This is a genomic window from Pseudonocardia hierapolitana, assembly GCF_007994075.1.
GTDB classification, from domain to species: Bacteria; Actinomycetota; Actinomycetes; order Mycobacteriales; family Pseudonocardiaceae; genus Pseudonocardia; species Pseudonocardia hierapolitana.
Genome location: NZ_VIWU01000001.1, coordinates 466,954 through 487,595, shown reverse-complemented (window position 1 = coordinate 487,595; position 20,642 = coordinate 466,954). Strand labels below are relative to the sequence as shown.

Here is a 20,642-nt window from a genome sequence, read left to right as displayed (position 1 = left end):
CACGGCGTGCGCGAACGTCGGACTCGCCGGGCGGGGCGTCAGGCCGCCACCGCTGTGGGGCCCAGCAGGTCACGCAGCACGCGTGGCGGGGCCGTGACGTCCGTCCCGCGCCAGGCCACGACGTCGTCGGGGCGCAGGAGCAGCGCCGTGCCGGCGGGCAGGAAGTCGGCGTCGAGCCGGTGCACCGCCACCCCGCCCGCGTCGCGCTCCCACGGCCGCGGATCGCCTGCCACGAGGAGCGCCCAGCCGGGTCCGGCCAGGTCGAGCGTCGAGCGGGTGCGTGCCTCGTCGAGCCAGCGGTGCGGCACGCGCGTCCCCACCCGGCCTGCGGGCGCGAACTCGTGGACCGGCTCGGGGTCCTGACCGTCCGCGCGGCACAGCGCCCCGTCCGTGTACTGGAACCCGCCCGCCACCAGCAGGAACGGATGCGCGAGATCCGGGTCGGGCGTTCCTGTGCCGCGCAGGTCCAGGGTGCGGCGCGCGGACTGGTCGGCCGCGAACCAGCCGGCCGGGCGCCGCTCGGCGTCGTAGCTGTCGAGGAGCGCGGGCGGCGCGTCGCCGCTGAGCGCGGCGGCGAGCTTCCAGCCGAGCTCATGGGCATCGGAGATCCCGGTGTTGGCCCCCATCGCGGCGAAGGGCGGCATCACGTGGGCCGCGTCGCCCACCAGGTGCACCCGGCCCGCGGAGTACCGGTCCGCGACGAGCATCTCGGGCTGCCATGGGAGCACGCTCAGCACGTCCAGGTCCGGAGCCGGAACACCGAGAGCGGTGCGCAGCAGTGCCGGCCAGTCCCGGTCGGTGCGTTCGCCCGATGTCATGAACACCCAGCGGAAGCGGCCGTCGACCGAGGCGAGCGCGCCGGGAGCGTCCGGGTGCTCGATCTGGCAGAGGTTGAACTCGCGGCCGCGGACGACGTCCTCGAGATCGGCGCGGAAGTACACGTTGACCGCGGGCTCGCCGACCGCGCCGCGACCCGAGCGCCCGATGCCGAGCGCCGTGCGCACACCGCTGCGCGCCCCATCGGCGGCGACGAGGTACGAGGCCCTCAGCCACCGCCCGCCCGGGTCCGCCACGCCGTCCGCGTCCTGTTCGAAGCCGGTCAGCGCCGTGGCGAACCGCACGTCGGCGCCCGCGTCCTGGGCGGCCGCGCGCAGGACCGGTTCGAGCGCGTCCTGCGCGACGAGGCAGGGCAGCTCCGGGCTCACCTCGAGCACGTCCACGTCTCCTGGCTGCCAGAGGGGCAGCTGCTCGGCTTCGGCGAGCGTGTGCCCGACAGCCATCCGGTCGTGGTCTGCGAGGTCGCGGGCGGCCTCGTGCACCGTCGCCGCGAGCCCCAGCTCGCGGAAGACCTCCATGCTGCGGAAGTGGAAGCGCCGGGCCTTGGGCTGCGGCGAGGTCGTCTCGCGCCGCTCCACGAGCGTGACGGACACGCCGTGGTGGCGCAGGACCAGCGCGGCGGTGAGGCCGACGAGCCCGCCGCCGACGACGAGCACCTCGCATTCCCGTGTACGTTGTACATTCACGTGTACGTTGTACATGCGCCACTACGATGGCGCAATGAGCCTCGTGTGGTTCGACGAGCCCGCCGCGCCGCGCGGCGAGCAGCTCAGCCGGGAGCGCATCGTGGCGGCGGCGATCGCGCTTGCCGACGCGGACGTCCGCGGCGAGGTCACGATGCGCGCGGTCGCCGCACGCGTCGGTTCGAGCACGCCGATGTCCCTGTACCGGTACGTGGGCAGCAAGGACGGGTTGACCGACCTCATGGTCGACGAGGTCTACGGCGAGATCGTGGTCCCGGCGGGGGACTGGCGCACCGGCCTGCGCGGGCTCGGACTCTCCGGCTGGGAGGCCGTCCAGCGGCACCCGTGGTTCGCCCGGCTCGCGTTCAGCCGCCCGCCGCTCGGCCCGCACGCGCTCGCTCTCTACGACGCCGCGCTTGCCCCGCTCGAGGCGTTCGACCTCGGTGCGGCCGAGCGGATGGGGGCGGTCAACACGGTGCTGGGGCACGTCTTCGGCTCAGGGCTCGCGCTGCTCGAGGAGCGGGCGATGCGGGAGCGGGCCGGGCTGCCGACCGACGAGGACCTCACCGATGCGGTCCGGCCCTACCTGCAGCGGATCACCGAGGAGGGTCGCTACCCGCACTTCATCCGGTGGGCGAACGACCCGGCCCGCCTCGACCCCGCGCCGCAGTCGTTCGAGCGGATCCTCGAGTGGCTGCTGGACGGGATCGAGGCGACGCTCGTCACCGCGCCGGAGTGATGTTCTGGTTGACGTGGAACAGGTTGTCCGGGTCGTAGGTGGCCTTGACCTGCTGCAGCCTCTCGTAGTTCCGCCCGTAGTTCTGCGGCACGCGGCCCTCGTCCTCCGACAGCATGTTGATGTACCCGCCTTCCGTCCCCGCGTAGGGGTGGACGGCGTCGTAGTAGTCCCGCACCCACCGGATGGCGCCCTCGTCCTCGGCCGGAGTGTCGTAGAACGCGGCCATGACCATCACGTACCGCGCGTCGCGGTGGCCGAACGCCGTCTCCTCCGGACCGACCCGTGACGGGGCGCCGTTGATCGAGTAGAGGTGCATCGTCGACGTGAGGCTCGGCGTCGGCGGTCCGTACTCGGCGTGCTTCGCGATGGCCTCGTCGGGCAGGTCGCGGACGAAGTCGGCCTTCCAGTACTGCCGCATCCCCTTGTAGAAGAGCCCGTCGAACGCCGTGTTGAGCGCGGGGTAGGGCATGGGGCCCACGTGCTCGGCCTTGACCTCGGCGACGTCGCGGAACGGCTTGATCGCCTGCTCGCCCTGTTCCGGCCGGCCGCTCCAGCACGTGACCATGACGCAGAACATGTCGCCGTGGCGGTCCTCGGGGATGAACGGCAGGGGCGGCGCCATCTGCCAGCCGAAGAACGCCCCGAGATGCTCGGGGGCGTCCTGGATGTACTCGTCGTACGCCCGCATGACCGCAGGCGCGTCCGCGACCTCGTAGAGGAGTGGGCCGCCGTAGATGGTGCCGACGTCGTGCAGGCCGAGCTCGAGCGAGGTCACGACGCCGAAGTTCCCGCCGCCACCCCGGAGGGCCCAGAGCAGGTCTTCGTTCTCGTGCTCGCTCGCGACGACGATGCGGCCGTCGGCGGTGACGACCTCGGCGCTCGCGAGGTTGTCGCACGTCAGCCCGCAGCCGCGCACGAGGTAGCCGACCCCGCCGCCGAGCGTCAGGCCGCTCACGCCGGTGGTCGAGATGATGCCGCCGGTCGTGGCGAGCCCGTAGGCGTGGGTGGCGTGGTTGAAGTCGCCCCAGGTGGCGCCGGCACCGGTGCGGGCGGTCTTCGTCAGCCGATCCACGTACACGTTGTTCATCAGGGACAGGTCGAGCACGACGCCGTCGTCGCACGTTCCGAACCCCGGTGCGCTGTGCCCGCCGCCCCGCACCGCGAGGTCGAGGCCGGCCTCGCGGGCGTGGTTCACGACCGCGACGGCGTCGGCCGTCGACGTGGCTCTGACGATGAGTGCCGGTCGTCTGTCGTGGACGCCGTTGTGGACCCGACGGTGCTCGTCGTAGCCGTCGTCCCCCGGCTCGATGACAGGCCCGCGGACCTGTTCGCGCAGCTCGGCGATGGTGGTCATGGTGCCCTCCTCGTGACGGTGGGCTGGCGGGCGTCCAGTGGACTCCTGAACGAACGTGCTGGCAACGGCCGTTCGGCCCAGTGCCCGTCCTGTCAACTCAGGTTGACACGACGGCCCGTGTCAACGTAGGTTGACGGGCATGAGCGATGCCACGAAGGTCGCGGCGGCGGCGTCCAGCAGGGACCCGGCCGTCGGGTTGGCGGCAGTGGCGTCCCTGCGGGGACTGCTGGAGTCGCTGGAGGAGCTGCAGGTCTCGAACGCGCGGGCCCAGGGCTGGTCCTGGCAGCAGATCGCGGACGCCCTGCGGGTGAGCAGGCAGGCCGTGCACAAGAAGTACCGCCGGTACGGATTCTGAGGGGACGAGATGTTCGAACGGTTCACCGGCGAGGCTCGTCAGGTCGTCGTCGGAGCTCAGGAGGAGGCACGGACGCGGAAGGCGGACGAGATCCGCACCGAGCACCTGCTCGCCGCGCTCTACGCCGTGCCGGACAACCTCGCGCTCGCCGTGCTGGAGCGGTTCGGCGTCGACCGGGCCGACGTGCTGCGCGAGGTCGACCGCCTGCGGCCCGGCCCGGCCGCGGCCCTCGACGCGGAGGCGCTGTCCACGATCGGGATCGACCTCGACGAGGTGCGGCGCCAGGTGGAGGAGGCGTTCGGGCCGGGCGCGCTCGACCGCACCCGGGCCGCCCTCGGCGGGCCGGCCGGCCGCCTCTTCGGTCACATCCCGTTCGAGGGCCCCGCCAAGAAGGCGCTCGAGCTCGCCCTGCGCGAGGCGATCCACCTCGGGCACGACCACATCGGCACCGAGCACATCCTGCTCGGGCTGATCCACACCGAGGGCGGAGCCGCCCACCACATCCTGGCCGCTCGAGGGGTGCGGCTGGAGCCGGCCCGGGTGGTCGTCGAGGAACTGGTGCGCGGGCGCAAGGCCGGCTGAGACCCTGCCCGGAGGCGCCTGGCAGCATCCGTCCGTGCGGATCGACGTCATCACGATCTTCCCCGGCTACCTGGCACCGCTGCGCGAGGCGTTGCTCGGGCGGGCGATCGGCGCGGGGCTCGTCGACCTCGCCGTGCACGACCTGCGCAGCTGGACCCGCGACGTCCACCAGGCCGTCGACGACTCCCCGTACGGGGGCGGTCCGGGCATGGTGATGCGTCCCCAGGTGTGGGGGGAGGCGCTCGACGCCGTGCTGGCGCTCGACGAGCGCCCGGCGCGGATCGTCGTGCCCACCCCGGCAGGGCGGCCGTTCACGCAGGCCACGGCGCAGGCGTGGACCGGCGAGGAGCGACTGGTCTTCGCCTGCGGGCGTTACGAGGGCATCGACCAGCGCGTCGTCGACGACGCCCGGCGCCGCGACCTGCCGGTGGACGAGGTGAGCATCGGCGACTACGTGCTGGTCGGCGGCGAGGTCGCGGTGCTGGTGATGGTGGAGGCGGTGGTGCGGTTGCTGCCCGGCGTGCTGGGCAACCCGGCGTCCGCGCAGCAGGACTCGTTCTCCGACGGCCTCCTGGAAGGTCCCGCGTACACGCGGCCGGAGGTCTGGCGCGGGCTCGCCGTGCCGGAGGTGCTGCGCAGCGGCAACCACGCCAAGATCGCCCGCTGGCGGCGCGACCGCGCGCTGGAACGCACCGCGCAGCGGCGCCCCGACCTGCTGGCCGCCCTCCCCGAGGACGCCCTCGACGACGCCGACCGGGCGTTCCTCGCGCGCCTGCGGGACGGGTGATTTCACCCGCCGATCTCGCGTCTGGCACTATGGACTGGTTGCCCGCGCCCGACGGGCCTGCCCGGCGCCTCGAGACTTGACGGTACGTACGGCGCCCCTGCACGACCGCTATCACCGAGGACGGATCTTCGCGATGAACACCCTGGACGCACTGGACGCACAGCTGCTGCGGTCCGACATCCCCGCATTCCGGCCGGGCGACACGCTCAAGGTGCACGTGAAGGTCATCGAGGGCAACCGGTCCCGCATCCAGGTCTTCCAGGGCGTCGTCATCCGGCGCCAGGGCTCCGCGGCCCGGGAGACCTTCACGGTCCGCAAGGTCTCGTTCGGTGTCGGCGTCGAGCGCACCTTCCCGGTGCACTCCCCGAACATCGACAAGATCGAGGTCTTCACCCGCGGCGACGTCCGCCGCGCGAAGCTGTACTACCTCCGTGAGCTGCGCGGCAAGGCCGCGAAGATCAAGGAGAAGCGCGAGACCACGTCCGCGTCCTGACCATTCCGGCGCGGTTGCCGTAGCCTCGTGGGCGTGGCCCTCCCCGAGCTCCCCGACGACCGGCGGGCCGCACACCAGCGGTTCTCGCCGCCGGGGGAGCCGTTCGTGCCGCGGAACCCCGGGCCCGTGCCGCCGGGACAGCGCCCGGACCTCCCGCCGTCCCGGCCGCCGATCCCGAACGGGCGTCCCCAGGGCGGCCCGGCGGGCGGTCTTCCCCCCGACGGGCCGCGTCGGCCGCCGCCCGGCGGCCGGGTCCCGTCGGCCCGGTCGGCACGCCCTGCGCCGCCTCGCCGCCCCGATCCCGCCGACGACGAGCCCACCGTCGTGCACGGCGACCTCCTCGCAGGTGGGCCGCCCACGGGCGAGCCCGCTCAGGGGGAGGTTCCCGGCCGGCACCGCCGCCGTGCGGGCGCGTCGCCCGACGGCAGGCCTGCGGCGGCGTACAAGCAGCAGGTCGAGGCGAGCGGGCGCAAGCTGAAGCCCGGCCGGCGCAGGCGGCCCACGTTCTGGAAAGAGCTGCCGATCCTGATCGTGGTGGCTCTCGTCCTCACGTTCCTGATCCAGACGTTCCTCGCGAAGGTCTACGTCATCCCCTCCGGGTCGATGGAGACCACGCTGCACGGCTGCACCGGCTGCAACAACGACCGGGTGCTCGTCGACAAGATCACCTATCGCTTCACCGAGCCCGCGCCCGGCGACGTCGTGGTGTTCCGGGGGCCGGACAGCTGGAGCAGTGAGGTCGACGTCCAGGAGCCGAGCAGCCCGGTCGTTCGGGGGCTGCAGCTGTTCGGCTCCCTGATCGGGCTCGCCCCGCCCGACGAGAAGGACTTCGTCAAGCGGGTCATCGCCGTCGGCGGGCAGACCGTGCAGTGCTGCGACTCGCGGGGCCAGGTGATGGTCGACGGCAACTCGCTCGACGAGCCGTACATCTTCTACCTGCCCGACGCCGGGCCGCCCAAGCAGGCCTCCTTCGGTCCCGTCACGGTGCCCGAGGGACAGCTGTGGATGATGGGTGACAGCCGCAACAACTCGGCCGACTCGCGGATGCCCGACCACGGCGCCGTGCCCGTCGAGAACGTGATCGGGCAGGCCCGGATGATCGTGCTGCCCTTCGACCGGCTCGGGTGGGTCGCCGCCCAGAACCCGCAGTCCACCGCCGTCGGCATGGCCGCCCAGGACGCGACCGCGGGCGCGCCGCTCGCCCTCGGGATGCTCGGCACGCTGCCGATCGCCCTGCTCCGGCGCCGGCGCCAGCGCCGTGAACTGCTGTTCCCGGAGTTCCTCCCGAGGCGGCGCCCCGGACCACGACCCTGAGCGCACGGTCGTTCACCGCTTGGCGCAGACTGCTCCTCGATGGCCGTACGACCTGTACCCCAGCGGCGGGCGCGGCGCCGCCCGGTGCGCACCATGCTGCCGCCCGAGCTGCGTCCGGCCCGCGCCGTCGTCCGGCGCTCGGCGGGGAGCTGGACGTTGCAGAGCACCCTGCACCGGCACGGCCTCGGGCCGGTCGCGGGCGTCGACGAGGCCGGGCGGGGCGCCTGCGCGGGCCCCCTCGTCGTCGCCGCGTGCGTCCTGCGTCCCGGCGACGCGAAGCGGCTCGACGGCCTCACCGACTCGAAGCTCCTCACGGCCGCGGCGCGGGAGGAGTACTACACACTGATCCGGCGCAGGGCGGAGGACCTCTCCATCGTGGTGATCCCACCGGAGGAGGTCGACCGCCGCGGGGTGCACGTGGCCAACGTCGAGGGCATGCGCCGTGCCGTCGCAGGCCTCACCACCGTGCCCGGATACGTCCTCACCGACGGGTTCGCCGTGCGCGGGTTCGGCACGCCGGCGCTCGCCGTGCCCAAGGGCGACCAGGTCGCCGCGTGCGTGGCGGCGGCGTCGGTGCTGGCCAAGGTCACCCGGGACCGGATCATGGTCGCGCTGGACGCCGAGTTCCCGCAGTACGGCTTCGCCGAGCACAAGGGCTACTGCACCCCGGTGCACGACGAGGCGATGCTCACGCACGGGCCCAGCCGGGTGCACCGGTACTCGTTCGTGAACGTGCGCGCTGCGCGCGACGGGGTGCGACCGGCTCCCGTCGTGCTCGACGAGGACGCGTTCGACGAAGACTTCATGGACGACACGATCGAGGCGGGGCTGGGGGAGGACCTCGAAGAGGGTCTGGTCCACAATGGGGCGCTGGCCGTCGGGACGTCCGAGGGTTCCAGAGGAGGGGTAGCACCGTGAGCGCCGAGGATCTCGAGAAGTACGAGACCGAGATGGAGCTCACGCTCTACAAGGAGTACCGGGACATCGTGGCCCAGTTCTCCTACGTCGTGGAGACGGAGCGGCGCTTCTACCTGGCCAACTCCGTCGACGTAGCCGCGCGCAACGCCGACGGGGAGATCTACTTCGAGGTCCGGATGTCCGACGCGTGGGTCTGGGACATGTACCGGCCGGCCCGGTTCGTCAAGAACGTGCGCGTGCTGACGTTCAAGGACGTCAACGTCGAGGAGCTCGAGAAGCCCGACCTGCGGTTGCCGGAGGGCAACCAGTTCGGCAGCTAGCAACTCGTACCGACAGCCCGTTCCTCCGGACCGGGAGTTGTCCACCTCGCCCCCCGGCTGTCCACAGATCTCCGATCAGCCTGTCCGCCTCCCCCCGGCTCGCCGATCGTTGTCGGTATGGCAGCGAAGGACGTGCTCGGGCGCCGCGGTGAGGACCTCGCGGCCCGTTACCTCGAGCAGCAGGGTCTGGTGATCCTCTCGCGCAACTGGCGGTGCCGCCACGGGGAGATCGACCTGGTGGCCACCGACTCCACCCGGCTCGTGGTGTGCGAGGTCAAGACCCGCTCGGGCACCCGGTACGGCGAGCCGGCCGAGGCCGTCGACGCGCGCAAGGTGGCCCGCATCCGGCTGGTCACCAACGCCTGGCTCCAGGCCCACCAGGTGCGCTGGGTCCCGGTCCGGTTCGACGTGCTCGCCGTCGTCGCCGAGCCCGGCGCGCCGGTCACCGTCCAGCACTACGAGGCGGCGTTCTGATGCCGATCTCACGCACCTACGCGGCGGCCCTCCTCGGCGTCGAGGGACACGTCGTGGAGATCGAGGCCGACCTCGGCAAAGGCCTACCCCGGCTCCACCTGCTCGGCTTGCCCGACGCGTCCCTGCACGAGTCGAAGGACCGCGTGCGCGCGGCCGTCGTCAACTCGGGGTTCCCCTGGCCCAAGGAGAAGATCGTGCTCGCGCTTTCCCCGGCCACGCTGCGCAAGACGGGCAGCGGCTTCGACCTGGCCCTCGCCTGCGCAGTGCTCGGTGCCGGTGACGTGCTGCCGCAGGCCGCGCTCGACGGCACGGTCCTGCTCGGCGAGCTGGCCCTCGACGGGAGGCTGCGGGCCGTGCGCGGGGTGCTGCCGTGCCTTCTCGCGGCGCGGGACGCGGGCATGCGGCGCGCCGTGGTGCCGGAGGCGGTGCTCGCCGAGGCCGCGCTGGTGGAGGGAATCGAGGTGCACGGCGCGGGGCGGCTCGCCGACGTGCTCTCCTTCCTCCAGGGCGCATGCGCGCTGCGCCGGCCGGAGCCGCCCGTCGACGACGTCGCGCCCGACCCACCCGATCTCGCCGACGTCGTGGGGCAGGACGACGCGCGGCACGCCATCGAGATCGCCGCCGCGGGCGGCCATCACGTCCTGCTCGTCGGGCCGCCGGGCACGGGCAAGACGATGCTCGCGCAGCGCTTCGTCGGCCTGCTCCCGCGGCTCACGTCGCAGGAGTCGCTCGCGCTCGCGGCCATCCGGTCGGTGGCCGGGCGATTGCCCGCGGGCGGGGTCCTGAGCACCGTTCCGCCGTTCGTCGCACCGCACCACTCCAGCTCGATGGCCGCGCTCCTCGGTGGCGGCTCCGGGATCGCGCGGCCGGGTGCGGTGTCGCTGGCCCACCTCGGTGTCCTCTTCCTCGACGAGGCCCCGGAGTGGGGAGCGAGCCTGCTCGACTCGCTCCGCACCCCCCTCGAAGAGGGGGAGGTCCGGCTCGCGCGGGCCGACGGCACGGTGCAGTACCCGGCCCGCTTCCAGCTCGTGCTCGCGGCCAACCCGTGCCCCTGCGCACCCGCCCACGACCGCGACTGCGTCTGCCCGTCGCTCGTGCGTCGCCGCTACCTCGGGCGGCTGTCCGGCCCGCTGCTCGACCGCGTCGACCTGCGGGCGCGCATGTTCCCGGTCACCGCGCTCGCGGCCACCGGCCACGCCGAGGACACCGCCACCGTGCGGGCGCGGGTCCTCGCGGCGCGGGGCGCGGCCGCCGAGCGGTGGGGAGCGCTGGGTTTCCGCACCAACGCCGAGGTGCCGGGGCCCGTTCTGCGCACGCGGTTCGCCCTTCCGCGCAGCGCGGTCCGCCCGCTCGACGCCGGCCTGCGGTCGGGCCAGCTCACGGCCCGCGGAGCAGACAGGGCGTTGCGTGTCGCGTGGACGCTCGCAGATCTCGCCGGGCGCGACCGGCCCGACGAGGACCTGGTCGAGACGGCGCTCTTCTTCCGCGACCGGAGGGCGGCATGAACGAGCAGATCCTGCTCGCGCGGGCCTACCTGTCCAGGGTGGGCGAGCCGCCCGCGCCGGCGCTGGCCGAGCTGGTGGCACAGGTCGGGCCGGTCGAGGCGGCGGCGCGGGTGCTCGACGGGCGGGTCGACGAGCCGGTGGCCCGGGAGACGAGCGCCCGCCGGACGGTGCACCGGCCGGGCGCCGACCTCGACGCCGCGGCCGCCGCCGGCGCCCGGCTGGTCGTGCCGGAGCACCCCGAGTGGCCGGCCGAGGCGTTCGCCGCCTTCGACGTGGCCGGTTCGACGCCGCTCGCCCCGCCGCTGGCGCTCTGGGTGCGCGGCCCGGGCCGGCTCGACGAGCTCTGCGGGCACGCCGTCGCCGTGGTCGGGGCCCGTGCGGCCACGAGCTACGGCGCCCACGTCGCCGCCGAGCTCGGGTCCGGGCTCGCCGACCGCGGCTGCACCGTCGTCTCCGGTGCCGCCATCGGCATCGACGGGGCCGCCCACCGCGGTGCCCTCGGCGTGGAGGGCGCCACCGTGGCGGTGCTCGCGTGCGGTGTCGACCGCGTCTACCCGGCTTCCCACGAGCTGCTTCTGGAGCGGATCGCCGCGAGCGGGCTCGTGGTGAGCGAGTACCCGCCGGGCGGCGTGCCGGCGCGGCACCGCTTCCTCGTGCGCAACCGGTTGATCGCCGGGCTGGCGGTGGGCACCGTCGTCGTCGAGGCCGGGCTGCGCAGCGGCGCGCAGCGCACCGCCTCCGACGCGCTGTCGCTGGGCCGGCAGGTGATGGCGGTGCCCGGCCCGGTCACCTCCGCGATGTCGGTGGGCTGCCACCGCCTCGTCCGCGACGGCGCCCTGCTGGTCACCCGCAGCGACGAGGTGCTGGAGGCCGTGGCGCCGATCGGCTCACACCTCGCCGGCCCGCCCGGAGTCGACCACGGCAGGCCGACCGACGGTCTCGACACCCCGGCGGCGCTCGTCCACGACGCCTTGCCCGCCCGCGGCGCCCGCGACACCCGTTGGCTCGCGCTGGAGTCCGGGATGCCGATCGGTTCCGTGCGGGTCGCCCTGGTGGCCCTCGAACGGCGTGGGCTCGTCGAGCACTGCGAGGGCCGCTGGCGCCGCCGGGTGGTGGAGGTGGACGAGGACCTCAGGTGACGACCCCGGGATGTGGCTGCCGGAGCCGGCGGCGCGACGGGGACGCCGCACCGGCCGGCGCGGTGGCGGATGGTGATCGATCCGGGCAGCGCACCAGGACCGCCGGAGCAGCACAGGCGTGCTGCTGAACGCGTTGTGATCGTGCCGAGTCGTACCCCGGCGCTGTCATCACCACGGCGATGCGCGGCTCGGGCCGGCCACGCGCCTCGGCGGCCTCTGCGGGTGGCGGCGCATGACACGCGGAGGCAGCGCTTGACCGGGCGTGCCGGGGCGCGCACGGTCGGCAGGTGTCCTTCCCGCCAGAGCTCGCACCCGGTCCGGCGGCAGCGCTGGAGGCGTTCCTGCAGCACCTCGTCCTGGAGCGGGGGCGCTCGGAACACACGGTGCGGGCGTACCGGGGTGATCTGGCCGGTCTGCTCGAGGGCATGGACGGGCTCGAGGGCCTCGACCTGGCGTGGCTACGCCGATGGCTGGCGGCGGGGCACGAGGCGGGGCTCGGGCGGGCGACGCTCGCGCGGCGCGCCGCCGCGGCGCGCAGCTTCACCGCGTGGGCCCACCGCACCGGGCTCATGGCCGTCGACCCCGGGGTGCGGTTGGCCTCGCCACGGCCCCGGCGGTCCCTGCCCGCGGTGCCGACCGTCGAGCAGACCGGCGCCGTGCTCGACGCCGCCGGCAGCGGGGCGGCGCAGGAGCACCCGGTCGCGCTGCGCGACCTGCTGGTGCTGGAGCTGCTCTACGCCACGGGGGTGCGGGTGGCGGAGCTGTGCGGGCTCGACCTCGACGACGTCGACCCGTCCCGGCGCGCCCTGCGCGTGGTCGGCAAGGGCGACCGCGAACGCACGGTCGTCTACGGGGTGCCGGCCTCGGACGCGCTTCGCCGGTGGCTCGCCGCCGGGCGGCCGGCGTTGGCGCGCCCGGGATCGCCGCCCGCGCTCCTGCTCGGGGCACGGGGCGGCCGGCTCGACACGCGGGTGGCGCGACGCGTCGTCCACCAGGCGCTCGCCGCCGTTCCCGGCGCGCCGGACGTGGGTCCGCACGGCCTTCGGCACGCTGCGGCGACCCACATGTTGCAGGGCGGCGCGGACCTTCGTTACGTACAGGAGTTGCTCGGTCACGCTAAGCTAGCAACGACACAGCTCTACACGCAGGTCACCGTCGAGCGGCTGAAGGTGGTACATGAGCAGGCGCATCCGCGGGCATGACGTCGTTTCGGCCCCGTCTGTGCAGCTCAGAACCACGGCGGGGGCGGTGGTCCACGCGCCGGTGCTGTCCGTCGCGGTCTCGCCGGCTCCCGTGGAGGAGCTGTGGGCGGAGTATCTCGCCGAGCCCACGCGCGCGCTGCGGGACCGGCTCGTCGTGCACTACACGCCGCTGCTGCGCGCCGTGGCGCACCGGCTCGGAAGCGCCCTGCCGTCCTACGTCGAGGTGGCCGACCTGGTGCAGTGCGGCGTGTTCGGGCTCATCGACGCGGTGGAGCGGTTCGATCCCGAGCGCAGCCCGCGGTTCGAGAGCTACGCCGTGCCGCGCATCCGCGGCGCGATCCTCGACGAGCTGCGCGCGCAGGACTGGGTGCCCCGCACCGTGCGCGGGCGTGCGCGTGAGCTGGAGCGCGCCCAGGAGCGGTTGGAGAGCAGGCTCCAGCGCGCCGCCACGCACGCCGAGCTCGCCGACGAGCTGGGTCTCGGGGTGCAGGAGGTACGCGCACTCGGCCGGCAGGTGCAGCTGATCAGCGTCGAGGCGCTGGACGAGAGCAGCGGCGGGGTGTCGGAGGTACTGGCTGACGACGGTGCCCCCGACCCGATGGCCGTGGTGCAGGCCGCCGAGACGCTGCGGCAGCTCGCCTTCGCGGTGGAGCAGCTCGAGGAGCGTGACCGCCACGTCGTGCGCCTCTACTACCTGGAGAACCGCACGCTCGCCGAGATCGGGAGGCTCCTGGGGGTCACCGAGTCGCGGGTGTGCCAGCTGCACACCCGGCTCGTCGGGCGCCTGCGCGGCAGGCTGGAGGAGCTCGAGGCGGGGTGAGCGGCACGCTCTGCGTTCGTCGCGCTCCTCGCACAGTCCGGGCCCGTGCCGCGCGCGTTCCCGGCGCCGCGGCGGGCGGGCCGCGCGCCGTCACGATCCCGGCGGGCCACGGGTCCGGCACCGGCAGCAGCCGCACCTCGAGCGGGCGCAGGAGCACCAGCGGGTCCAGGTACTCGTGCGGCCCGCGGCGCACTCCCCAGTGCAGGCAGGCCGCGGCCGCACAGCCGGGGTGGCCCGGCTCCAGCAGCCCGAGCACGTCGCCGGCCCGGACAACCGAGCCCGGCCGCACGGCAGGCTGCAGCGGTTCGTAGGTGGTGCGCAGGCCGTCGTCGTGGTCGACCGACACGACGCTCCGCGCGCCGATCCGCCCGGCGAACACGACGGTGCCGGCGCGGGCCGCGAGCACGGGCCTGCCGGCCGTGCCCACGAGGTCGACGCCTCGATGGCCCCGCCCGTACGGGTGTGGCGGCGCCCTGAAGCGGGTGGCGATCGTGGGGACCGGCAGGAGCGGCCATGCGTAGCGGGCCCCGGGCGCGGCGACCCCGGCCCCCTCGGGCGGCGGGGGCGCCTGCAGGACACCCGGCCCGGTGCCGGGCGTGGGCGGCACGGGCGGCCCGTCGGGTGGTGCCGGGGCGCCGTCGGACGGCGGCCCCGGTGCACCCGCTCCCGATGCACGTGGATCCTGCGCGGCGAGGCCTGCCGGCCGATCAGGCCGGGCCTCGTCGGGAGCCGCCTGCGTGCTCGCCGGGGGGAGCGGCGCCGCCAGCAGCATCATCGCGCCGAGAGCGCCGACGAGCGCGCGGTGCGCGCACCTCGCGACGAGACCCGCGACGGGCCGGCGATCATCGGCCGGACCGGGTGTCCGCGCCGATCCCGGCGTCCGTGAGCACCCGATACGGCGGATCAGGACCTCCGCCCGGCTCGTTCCGTCCACTGGCTCAGACTGGTGCCGACGAGGACGGCGCGGGGGTCGAGCGCCTGGCCTGTGGACGGTTCGGGAGCGAGGTGGACAACTCCGGGACGCGCCGTCGGGGCGATCCGGCCCGCGGCGTACACTCGATCTGCATCTCGACGGTGTCGAGGTGACTTCGCGCGTGCGCGCACCCGTAACCAACGGGAGCGGTGGACGGGCGGTCCCGGGGCTCCCGGGTCCGACCACCGGCGCCACGCTAGGGCGGTGCCGCCGACCGGCGCTCCGCGAAACCGCGCGCGTGGCCGCACGGCGGTCGCGCCTGAACGAGAGGTGAGCATCGGCCGTGGCCGTCGTCACCATGAAGCAGTTGCTGGATTCCGGTGTGCACTTCGGGCACCAGACCCGCCGCTGGAACCCGAAGATGAAGCGCTACATCCTCACCGAGCGCAACGGCATCTACATCATCGACCTGCAGCAGACCCTGTCGTACATCGACCGGGCCTACGAGTTCGTCCGCGAGACCGTGGCGCACGGCGGCACGATCATGTTCGTCGGCACGAAGAAGCAGGCGCAGGAGGCCATCGCCGACGAGGCGGGCCGCGTCAACATGCCGTACGTCAACCAGCGGTGGCTGGGCGGCATGCTCACGAACTTCCAGACCGTGCACAAGCGCCTCCAGCGCCTCAAGGAGCTGGAGTCGATGGAGCAGACGGGTGGCTTCGAGGGTCGCACCAAGAAGGAGATCCTCATGCTCACCCGGGAGAAGGACAAGCTCGAGAAGACCCTCGGCGGCATCCGCGACATGTCGAAGGTCCCGAGCGCGGTCTGGGTGGTGGACACCAAGAAGGAGCACATCGCCGTCGGTGAGGCCCGCAAGCTGGGCATCCCGGTGGTCTCCATCCTGGACACCAACTGCGACCCCGACGAGGTCGACTTCCCGATCCCGGGCAACGACGACGCCATCCGCTCGGCCGCGCTGCTCACCAAGGTGATCGCCCGTGCCGCGGCCGACGGCCTCATGCAGCGCTCGCAGCGGGCGCGCGGCGCCGACGGCGAGGACAAGCCGGAGGCCGGTGTCGCCACCGACGAGCCGCTGGCGGAGTGGGAGCAGAACCTGCTCTCCGAGGGTGCCGGGTCCGACGGTGCGAGCCTCACCGCCGCGGGCCAGGGCACCGAGGCGCCCAACCCCGCTGCGGAGGCGGCGCCCGCCTCCACCAGCAACGGCACCCAGCAGACCGCGGGCTGACGCCCCACACACCTCCCGAAGAGAACGGACGAAACAGGCAGATGGCGAACTACACCGCCGCCGACGTCAAGAAGCTCCGGGACCTGACCGGTTCCGGGATGATGGACTGCAAGAAGGCGCTCGAGGAGGCCGAGGGCGACTTCGACAAGGCGGTCGAGCTGCTCCGCATCAAGGGCGCCAAGGACGTGGGCAAGCGCGCCGGTCGGGAGACGGCCAACGGGCTCGTCGCGGCCGAGGGCGGCACGATGGTCGAGCTGAACTGCGAGACCGACTTCGTCGCCAAGAGCGACGACTTCCTCGCGCTCGCCGACAAGGTCCTCCGCGTCGCGGTGGAGCAGCGGCCTGCCGACCTGGACGCGCTGAAGAAGGCCCCGCTCGACGGCGGCACCGTCGACGACGCCGTGCAGGCGCTCTCGGCCCGCATCGGCGAGAAGCTCGAGGTCAAGCGCTACATCCACGTCGACGGGCCGGTGGCGCTGTACCTGCACCGCCGCGCGTCGGACCTGCCGCCCGCCATCGGCGCGCTGGTGGCCTACGAGGGTGCGAGCGACGAGGCCGCCAAGAGCGTGGCCATGCACATCGCGGCGGCCCGGCCGCAGTACACCAGTCGTGACGAGGTCCCGAGCGACGTGCTGGAGAACGAGCGGCGCATCGCCGAGGCCACCGCTCGTGAGGAGGGCAAGCCGGAGCAGGTGCTGCCGCGCATCGTCGAGGGCCGGATCAACGGCTTCTTCAAGGACGTCGTGCTGCTGGAGCAGCCGTCGGTCCACGAGCCGAAGAAGACCGTGAAGGCGCTGCTCGACGAGGCAGGTGTCACCGTCCGCGAGTTCGCCCGCTTCGAGGTCGGCCAGGCCTGAGCCGACCCACGGACGAAGGCGACGACGCGATGACCACTCCACGGAACGGCTCCGACGGCCCGAGTGCCGGATATCGCCGCGTGCTGCTCAAGCTCGGCGGCGAGATGTTCGGCGGCGGGTCCGTCGGGGTCGATCCGGGGGTGGTCGAGACCGTCGCGCGCCAGATCGCAGAAGTCGTCACCACGGGCGCCCAGGTGGCGGTGGTGATCGGTGGCGGCAACTTCTTCCGCGGGGAGGAGCTGCAGCAGCGCGGCATGGACCGCGCTCGTGCCGACTACATCGGCATGCTCGGCACCGTCATGAACTGCCTCGCGCTGCAGGACTTCCTCGAGCGCGAGCACGGGATCGAGACCCGCGTCCAGACCGCCATCACGATGGGCCAGGTGGCGGAGGCCTACATCCCGCGCCGCGCGATCCGACACCTCGAGAAGGGCCGCGTCGTGATCTTCGGCGCGGGCGTCGGCATGCCGTACTTCTCCACCGACACCGCGGGTGCACAGCGCGCGCTGGAGATCGGGGCCGAGGTCGTGCTGCTCGCGAAGGGCGTCGACGGGGTCTACACGGCCGATCCGAAGCTCGACCCCGACGCCAAGCTGTACGACGAGATCACCCACCGCGAGGTGCTCGAACAGGGGCTCAAGGTGGCTGATGCCACCGCGTTCAGCCTGTGCATGGACAACCGGATGCCGATCATCGTGTTCAACCTGCTCGTCGAGGGGAACATCGCCCGGGCGGTGCGCGGTGAGAGGATCGGCACCCTGGTCAGCACCCAGGGCTTTCACCACGGATCCGGGCAGGAAGGCAGGGACACGCCGTGATCGACGAGACGCTCTTCGACGCCGAGGAGAAGATGGAGAAGGCCGTCGCCGTCGCGAAGGACGACCTCGCCTCCGTGCGCACCGGCCGGGCGAACGCGAACATGTTCTCGCGGGTGGCCGTCGACTACTACGGTGCCATGACCCCGATCAACCAGCTGGCCTCGATCAACGTTCCCGAGGCCCGCATGGCGGTCATCAAGCCCTATGACGCCAGCCAGCTCAAGGCACTCGAGACCGCGATCCGCAACTCCGACCTCGGGCTCAACCCGAGCAACGACGGGCAGATCATCCGGGTGGTGATCCCCCAGCTGTCCGAGGAGCGCCGTCGCGAGATGGTGAAGGTGGCGCGCGGCAAGGGAGAGGACGCGCGCGTCACGATCCGCAACATCCGCCGCAAGGCGATGGAGGAGCTGCACCGCATCGCGCGCGACGGCGAGGCGGGTGAGGACGAGGTCGGGCGCGCGGAGAAGGAGCTGCAGGCCACCACCGACAAGTACGTCCACCAGGTCGACGACCTGGTGAAGCACAAGGAAGCCGAGCTGCTCGAAGTCTGACGGTGACCGCCTCCTCCCCACACACCACGGCGATGGTGCCTCCGGCCCGCCGGCCGTCCAGGGCCGGGCGCGATCTGGTCGCGGCCATCACCGTCGGTGTCGGCATGGGCGTCGTCATCCTGGCGTCTCTGTTGCTCGAGCGGCACTTCTTCATCGGTGTGCTCGCCCTCTCCACCGCTGTCGCCACCTGGGAGCTGGCTGGTGCGCTGCGCCGTGGCGCCGACATCGCCGTGCCGTTGCCGATCCTGCTCGCGGGCGGGCAGGCGATGGTCTGGCTGTCGTGGCCCTTCCGGCTGCCGGGACTCGCCGTCGCGTTCGCGGTCACCGCGCTCGCGGTCATGCTCTGGCGGATGCGCGCCGGCTCGGCACACTACGTCCGCGACGTCACGGCGGGTCTGTTCACGGCCGCGTACGTACCGCTCTTCTGCTCGTTCGCGGTGCTGATGGTCGTCGCCGACGACGGGCTCGCCCGCGTCCTCACGTTCCTGATCTGCGGCGTCGCATCCGATGTCGGCGGATACGCAGCCGGGGTGCTGCTCGGCCGACACCCCATGGCCCCGACGATCAGCCCGAAGAAGTCGTGGGAGGGCTTCGCCGGGTCGCAGCTCGCCGGCATGGCGGCGGGCGCACTGTGTGTGCACTTCATGCTCGGTGGGGCGTGGTGGGCGGGCGCGCTCACCGGCGCGCTGCTCGTCACGTGCGCCACGCTGGGCGACCTGATCGAGTCGATGGTGAAGCGCGACCTCGGCATCAAGGACATGGGCAACCTGCTTCCGGGCCACGGCGGCCTCCTGGACCGGATGGACTCCCTGCTGCCCACCGCCGTCGTCGCCTGGGCGCTGCTCAGCATCGTCGCCCCGTGAGGGTGATCCGTCACCTCGGCGGCGGCTCACCGGATGCGGCGATCCGCGCCATGATTCCCAGCCCCAACATCTGGAAGTGGCCGGACGTCTACGAGCGGGAGAACCGCGCGCAGGACGCCGACGGCGCGATCTGGGCCGCGCTGCGCGAAGCCGTGCCGTGGGCCGGTGCCGACGTGCTGGACGTGGGGTGCGGCGACGGCTTCCACCTGCCGGTCTTCGCCGCCGAGGCGGCCTCGGTCACGGGCGTGGAGCCGCACTCCGGGCTGGTGGAACGCGCGCGCGAGCGCGTCGGGGCGCAGGTCACCGTGCACCGCGCGGGCGCGGCCGCGCTGCCGGTCCCGGACGGCAGCGTCGATCTGGTGCACGCGCGCACCGCGTACTTCTTCGGGCCCGGCTGCGAGCCCGGGCTGGCCGAGGCCCAGCGGGTGCTGCGGCCCGGTGGCGCGATCGCGATCGTCGACCTCGACGCCACCGTCGCCCCGTACGGCGACTGGATGCGCGCCGACCTGCCCCGATACCGCCCGGACCTGGTCGAGCAGTTCTTCGAACGCCAGGGGTTCTCGATGCGTCGCATCCTCACCACCTGGCGGTTCCCGGACCGCGACACCCTCGAGGCGGTGCTGCGGATCGAGTTCTCCCGGCCGGTGGCGGAACGGGCGGTCGCCGCGACCACCGGCCTCGCGCTGCCCGTCGGTTACCGGCTGCACGTGCGCCGCAAGGCGGCGATCCGGCGGCCCTAGTGCTCCCCGCCCGGAAGCCTTCGCGCAGGCCATGATGGACGCAGTTCGCCTCTGAGCGCAGATCTCCGACCAGGGTGAACACGGCCCGGTTCGGCGGAGTCGGCACGCATCACCCGGCGAACATCCGGCGAAGCCAGTTCGTCCGCGCAGTCCTGGCGTCGCGCGAGAGAGAAGCGCTCGGCACCATCGAGTCGAAGCCGTGGAATCCGCCGGGCCAGATGTGCAGCTCGGCCTGGCCGCCGGCCTGCCACAGCCGCGTCGCGTACTCGACGGCCTCGTCGCGGAACGTCTCGGCCGAGCCCGCGTCGATGAAGGCGGGCGGGAGACCCGCGAGCGATTCGGCGCGGGCGGGCGCGGCGTAGGGGGACACATCCGGGCCACCCGCGTCGTCGCCGAGGAGCGCGGCCCAGCCCGTCGCGTTCGAGGTCCGGTCCCAGATCCCTTCGCCGTCGAGCTCCGTGCTGGATCCCGTGACTGCGCGGTCGTCGATCATCGGGCAGATGAGCAGCTGGGCCGCGAGCGGCGGGCCCCCGCGGTCGCGGGCGAGGAGCGCGAGCCCGGCAGCAAGGCCGCCGCCTGCGCTGCCGCCCGCGACCAGCAGCCGGGCGGGATCGACGCCCAGCTCGGTCGCTTGGTGCGCCAGCCAGCAGAGGGCCGCGTAACAGTCCTCGATGGGCGCTGGGTGGGGGTGCTCGGGGGCGAGGCGGTACTCCACCGACGCGACGATCATCGGTACGGCGTGCATCCACTCGAGAGCCCAATCGAGGCCGACCATCCGGTGCCCGGCGACCATTCCGCCTCCGTGGAGGTGCAGCATCCCCGGGAGCGGGACGGACGGGTCCGATCCGGTGGGGCGCAGGACCAGCACCTGCACGTCGGGGGCGCCGGGAGGACCGGGTACGAGGTGCTCGGCGGTCTCGACGTCCGCGAGGTCCTCGTCGGGGATCCGGTACCCGTCGGCGATCGCCCGCAGCGCGCCGATGCGGTCGGGCGTGATCGTCGGAGGGTTCACCTCGTGGATGACCTCGAGTGCGGCTTCCAGCTCGCGGTCGAACGGGGGGTGGGTTCGGGCCATGACTGAGCTCCTCGTCGAGTGGATGAAGCCGACGGTGGCGGCCGTGTCGAGGCA

Annotated in this window: 23 protein-coding genes; 19 read left to right on the top strand and 4 right to left on the bottom strand. The window is 73.3% G+C overall.

Translation table 11 applies throughout. The features are described from left to right. Nucleotides 1-38: 38 nt before the first annotated feature. Nucleotides 39-1,523, bottom strand: coding sequence for an FAD-dependent monooxygenase (locus tag FHX44_RS02370; RefSeq protein ID WP_212612296.1), 1,485 nt, complete (start codon nt 1,521-1,523; stop codon nt 39-41). Nucleotides 1,524-1,557: 34 nt separating this feature from the next. Between FHX44_RS02370 and FHX44_RS02365 the strand changes: the two genes are divergently transcribed. Further along, complete coding sequence (locus tag FHX44_RS02365) at nt 1,558-2,259, top strand: TetR/AcrR family transcriptional regulator C-terminal domain-containing protein (protein ID WP_246170168.1); 702 nt, start codon at nt 1,558-1,560, stop codon at nt 2,257-2,259. Here the strand turns inward: FHX44_RS02365 and FHX44_RS02360 are convergent. Beyond that, entirely contained in the window at nt 2,243-3,613 is a 1,371-nt protein-coding gene (locus FHX44_RS02360; protein ID WP_147253941.1) for an FAD-binding oxidoreductase, read from the bottom strand. The two genes, FHX44_RS02365 and FHX44_RS02360, sit on opposite strands and share 17 nt — an antisense overlap. Before the next feature lie 139 nt (nt 3,614-3,752). On the opposite strand from FHX44_RS02360, the gene FHX44_RS02355 reads away from it, so the two are divergent. The 12 genes from FHX44_RS02355 to FHX44_RS02300 all read left to right on the top strand — a co-directional run bounded on the left by FHX44_RS02355 (nt 3,753) and on the right by FHX44_RS02300 (nt 13,522). Next, a complete protein-coding gene (locus tag FHX44_RS02355; RefSeq protein ID WP_142098854.1) occupies nt 3,753-3,968 on the top strand; it encodes a helix-turn-helix domain-containing protein in 216 nt (71 codons plus the stop codon). A 9-nt stretch (nt 3,969-3,977) separates the two neighbouring features. After that, nucleotides 3,978-4,550, top strand: a complete 573-nt coding sequence (locus tag FHX44_RS44010; protein ID WP_147253940.1) for a Clp protease N-terminal domain-containing protein — start codon at nt 3,978-3,980, stop codon at nt 4,548-4,550. A gap of 34 nt (nt 4,551-4,584) precedes the next feature. After that, nucleotides 4,585-5,337, top strand: a complete 753-nt coding sequence (gene trmD, locus FHX44_RS02345; RefSeq protein WP_147253939.1) for a tRNA (guanosine(37)-N1)-methyltransferase TrmD — start codon at nt 4,585-4,587, stop codon at nt 5,335-5,337. Between the two features lie 133 nt (nt 5,338-5,470). Then, entirely contained in the window at nt 5,471-5,830 is a 360-nt protein-coding gene (rplS, locus tag FHX44_RS02340) for a 50S ribosomal protein L19 (RefSeq protein ID WP_147253938.1), read from the top strand. Between the two features lie 324 nt (nt 5,831-6,154). Further along, nucleotides 6,155-7,144, top strand: a complete 990-nt coding sequence (lepB, locus tag FHX44_RS02335; protein ID WP_425469177.1) for a signal peptidase I — start codon at nt 6,155-6,157, stop codon at nt 7,142-7,144. A gap of 93 nt (nt 7,145-7,237) precedes the next feature. Beyond that, the gene (locus FHX44_RS02330) at nt 7,238-8,062 is read left to right on the top strand and encodes a ribonuclease HII (protein WP_147260873.1); all 825 of its coding nucleotides are present in this window, start codon (nt 7,238-7,240) and stop codon (nt 8,060-8,062) included. Continuing rightward, nucleotides 8,059-8,382 (top strand): DUF2469 domain-containing protein, encoded by a 324-nt coding sequence (locus tag FHX44_RS02325; protein ID WP_147253937.1) that lies wholly within the window; start codon nt 8,059-8,061, stop codon nt 8,380-8,382. The genes FHX44_RS02330 and FHX44_RS02325 overlap by 4 nt, the downstream gene beginning before the upstream one ends. A gap of 117 nt (nt 8,383-8,499) precedes the next feature. Further along, nucleotides 8,500-8,856 (top strand): YraN family protein, encoded by a 357-nt coding sequence (locus FHX44_RS02320; protein WP_147253936.1) that lies wholly within the window; start codon nt 8,500-8,502, stop codon nt 8,854-8,856. Then, entirely contained in the window at nt 8,856-10,361 is a 1,506-nt protein-coding gene (locus tag FHX44_RS02315; protein WP_147253935.1) for a YifB family Mg chelatase-like AAA ATPase, read from the top strand. Before FHX44_RS02320 ends, FHX44_RS02315 begins: the two co-directional genes overlap by 1 nt. Beyond that, entirely contained in the window at nt 10,358-11,500 is a 1,143-nt protein-coding gene (gene dprA / locus FHX44_RS02310; RefSeq protein WP_147253934.1) for a DNA-processing protein DprA, read from the top strand. Before FHX44_RS02315 ends, dprA begins: the two co-directional genes overlap by 4 nt. Nucleotides 11,501-11,787: 287 nt before the next feature. Beyond that, nucleotides 11,788-12,702, top strand: a complete 915-nt coding sequence (locus tag FHX44_RS02305; protein WP_147253933.1) for a tyrosine recombinase XerC — start codon at nt 11,788-11,790, stop codon at nt 12,700-12,702. Beyond that, on the top strand, nt 12,677-13,522 hold the full coding sequence (locus FHX44_RS02300) for a FliA/WhiG family RNA polymerase sigma factor (RefSeq protein ID WP_147253932.1): 846 nt from the start codon (nt 12,677-12,679) through the stop codon (nt 13,520-13,522). Before FHX44_RS02305 ends, FHX44_RS02300 begins: the two co-directional genes overlap by 26 nt. On the opposite strand, the gene FHX44_RS02295 is transcribed toward FHX44_RS02300, so the two are convergent. Continuing rightward, on the bottom strand, nt 13,440-14,456 hold the full coding sequence (locus tag FHX44_RS02295; protein ID WP_246170167.1) for a M23 family metallopeptidase: 1,017 nt from the start codon (nt 14,454-14,456) through the stop codon (nt 13,440-13,442). The two genes, FHX44_RS02300 and FHX44_RS02295, sit on opposite strands and share 83 nt — an antisense overlap. Nucleotides 14,457-14,778: 322 nt before the next feature. Between FHX44_RS02295 and rpsB the strand changes: the two genes are divergently transcribed. From rpsB to FHX44_RS02265, 6 genes are read left to right on the top strand one after another with little or no spacing between them, the layout of a single operon-like run. Next, the gene (gene rpsB / locus FHX44_RS02290; protein WP_147253931.1) at nt 14,779-15,681 is read left to right on the top strand and encodes a 30S ribosomal protein S2; all 903 of its coding nucleotides are present in this window, start codon (nt 14,779-14,781) and stop codon (nt 15,679-15,681) included. Nucleotides 15,682-15,722: 41 nt separating this feature from the next. Continuing rightward, the gene (tsf, locus tag FHX44_RS02285) at nt 15,723-16,538 is read left to right on the top strand and encodes a translation elongation factor Ts (RefSeq protein ID WP_147253930.1); all 816 of its coding nucleotides are present in this window, start codon (nt 15,723-15,725) and stop codon (nt 16,536-16,538) included. Between the two features lie 29 nt (nt 16,539-16,567). Next, nucleotides 16,568-17,356, top strand: coding sequence for a UMP kinase (gene pyrH, locus FHX44_RS02280; RefSeq protein ID WP_147253929.1), 789 nt, complete (start codon nt 16,568-16,570; stop codon nt 17,354-17,356). Then, on the top strand, nt 17,353-17,910 hold the full coding sequence (gene frr / locus FHX44_RS02275; protein WP_147253928.1) for a ribosome recycling factor: 558 nt from the start codon (nt 17,353-17,355) through the stop codon (nt 17,908-17,910). The genes pyrH and frr overlap by 4 nt, the downstream gene beginning before the upstream one ends. Before the next feature lie 32 nt (nt 17,911-17,942). Then, nucleotides 17,943-18,773, top strand: a complete 831-nt coding sequence (locus tag FHX44_RS02270; protein ID WP_147260871.1) for a phosphatidate cytidylyltransferase — start codon at nt 17,943-17,945, stop codon at nt 18,771-18,773. A gap of 50 nt (nt 18,774-18,823) precedes the next feature. Continuing rightward, nucleotides 18,824-19,513 carry a class I SAM-dependent methyltransferase gene (locus FHX44_RS02265; RefSeq protein ID WP_147260870.1) on the top strand — a complete coding sequence of 230 codons (690 nt, stop codon included), beginning with the start codon at nt 18,824-18,826 and terminating at the stop codon, nt 19,511-19,513. A 109-nt stretch (nt 19,514-19,622) separates the two neighbouring features. Here the strand turns inward: FHX44_RS02265 and FHX44_RS02260 are convergent, their stop codons facing one another. Next, a complete protein-coding gene (locus FHX44_RS02260; RefSeq protein ID WP_147253927.1) occupies nt 19,623-20,588 on the bottom strand; it encodes an alpha/beta hydrolase in 966 nt (321 codons plus the stop codon). Nucleotides 20,589-20,642 lie beyond the last annotated feature (54 nt).

Coding starts and splice junctions, on each gene's coding strand:
- dprA (WP_147253934.1), top strand. CDS start 10,358: ATGAACGAGCAGATCCTGCTCGCGCGGGCCTACCTGTCCAGGGTGGGC.
- FHX44_RS02360 (WP_147253941.1), bottom strand. CDS start 3,613: ATGACCACCATCGCCGAGCTGCGCGAACAGGTCCGCGGGCCTGTCATC.
- rplS (WP_147253938.1), top strand. CDS start 5,471: ATGAACACCCTGGACGCACTGGACGCACAGCTGCTGCGGTCCGACATC.
- FHX44_RS02355 (WP_142098854.1), top strand. CDS start 3,753: ATGAGCGATGCCACGAAGGTCGCGGCGGCGGCGTCCAGCAGGGACCCG.
- tsf (WP_147253930.1), top strand. CDS start 15,723: ATGGCGAACTACACCGCCGCCGACGTCAAGAAGCTCCGGGACCTGACC.
- FHX44_RS02320 (WP_147253936.1), top strand. CDS start 8,500: ATGGCAGCGAAGGACGTGCTCGGGCGCCGCGGTGAGGACCTCGCGGCC.
- FHX44_RS02265 (WP_147260870.1), top strand. CDS start 18,824: ATGATTCCCAGCCCCAACATCTGGAAGTGGCCGGACGTCTACGAGCGG.
- FHX44_RS02365 (WP_246170168.1), top strand. CDS start 1,558: ATGAGCCTCGTGTGGTTCGACGAGCCCGCCGCGCCGCGCGGCGAGCAG.
- FHX44_RS02260 (WP_147253927.1), bottom strand. CDS start 20,588: ATGGCCCGAACCCACCCCCCGTTCGACCGCGAGCTGGAAGCCGCACTC.
- FHX44_RS02315 (WP_147253935.1), top strand. CDS start 8,856: ATGCCGATCTCACGCACCTACGCGGCGGCCCTCCTCGGCGTCGAGGGA.
- FHX44_RS44010 (WP_147253940.1), top strand. CDS start 3,978: ATGTTCGAACGGTTCACCGGCGAGGCTCGTCAGGTCGTCGTCGGAGCT.
- pyrH (WP_147253929.1), top strand. CDS start 16,568: ATGACCACTCCACGGAACGGCTCCGACGGCCCGAGTGCCGGATATCGC.
- FHX44_RS02270 (WP_147260871.1), top strand. CDS start 17,943: ATGGTGCCTCCGGCCCGCCGGCCGTCCAGGGCCGGGCGCGATCTGGTC.
- FHX44_RS02330 (WP_147260873.1), top strand. CDS start 7,238: ATGCTGCCGCCCGAGCTGCGTCCGGCCCGCGCCGTCGTCCGGCGCTCG.
- FHX44_RS02300 (WP_147253932.1), top strand. CDS start 12,677: ATGAGCAGGCGCATCCGCGGGCATGACGTCGTTTCGGCCCCGTCTGTG.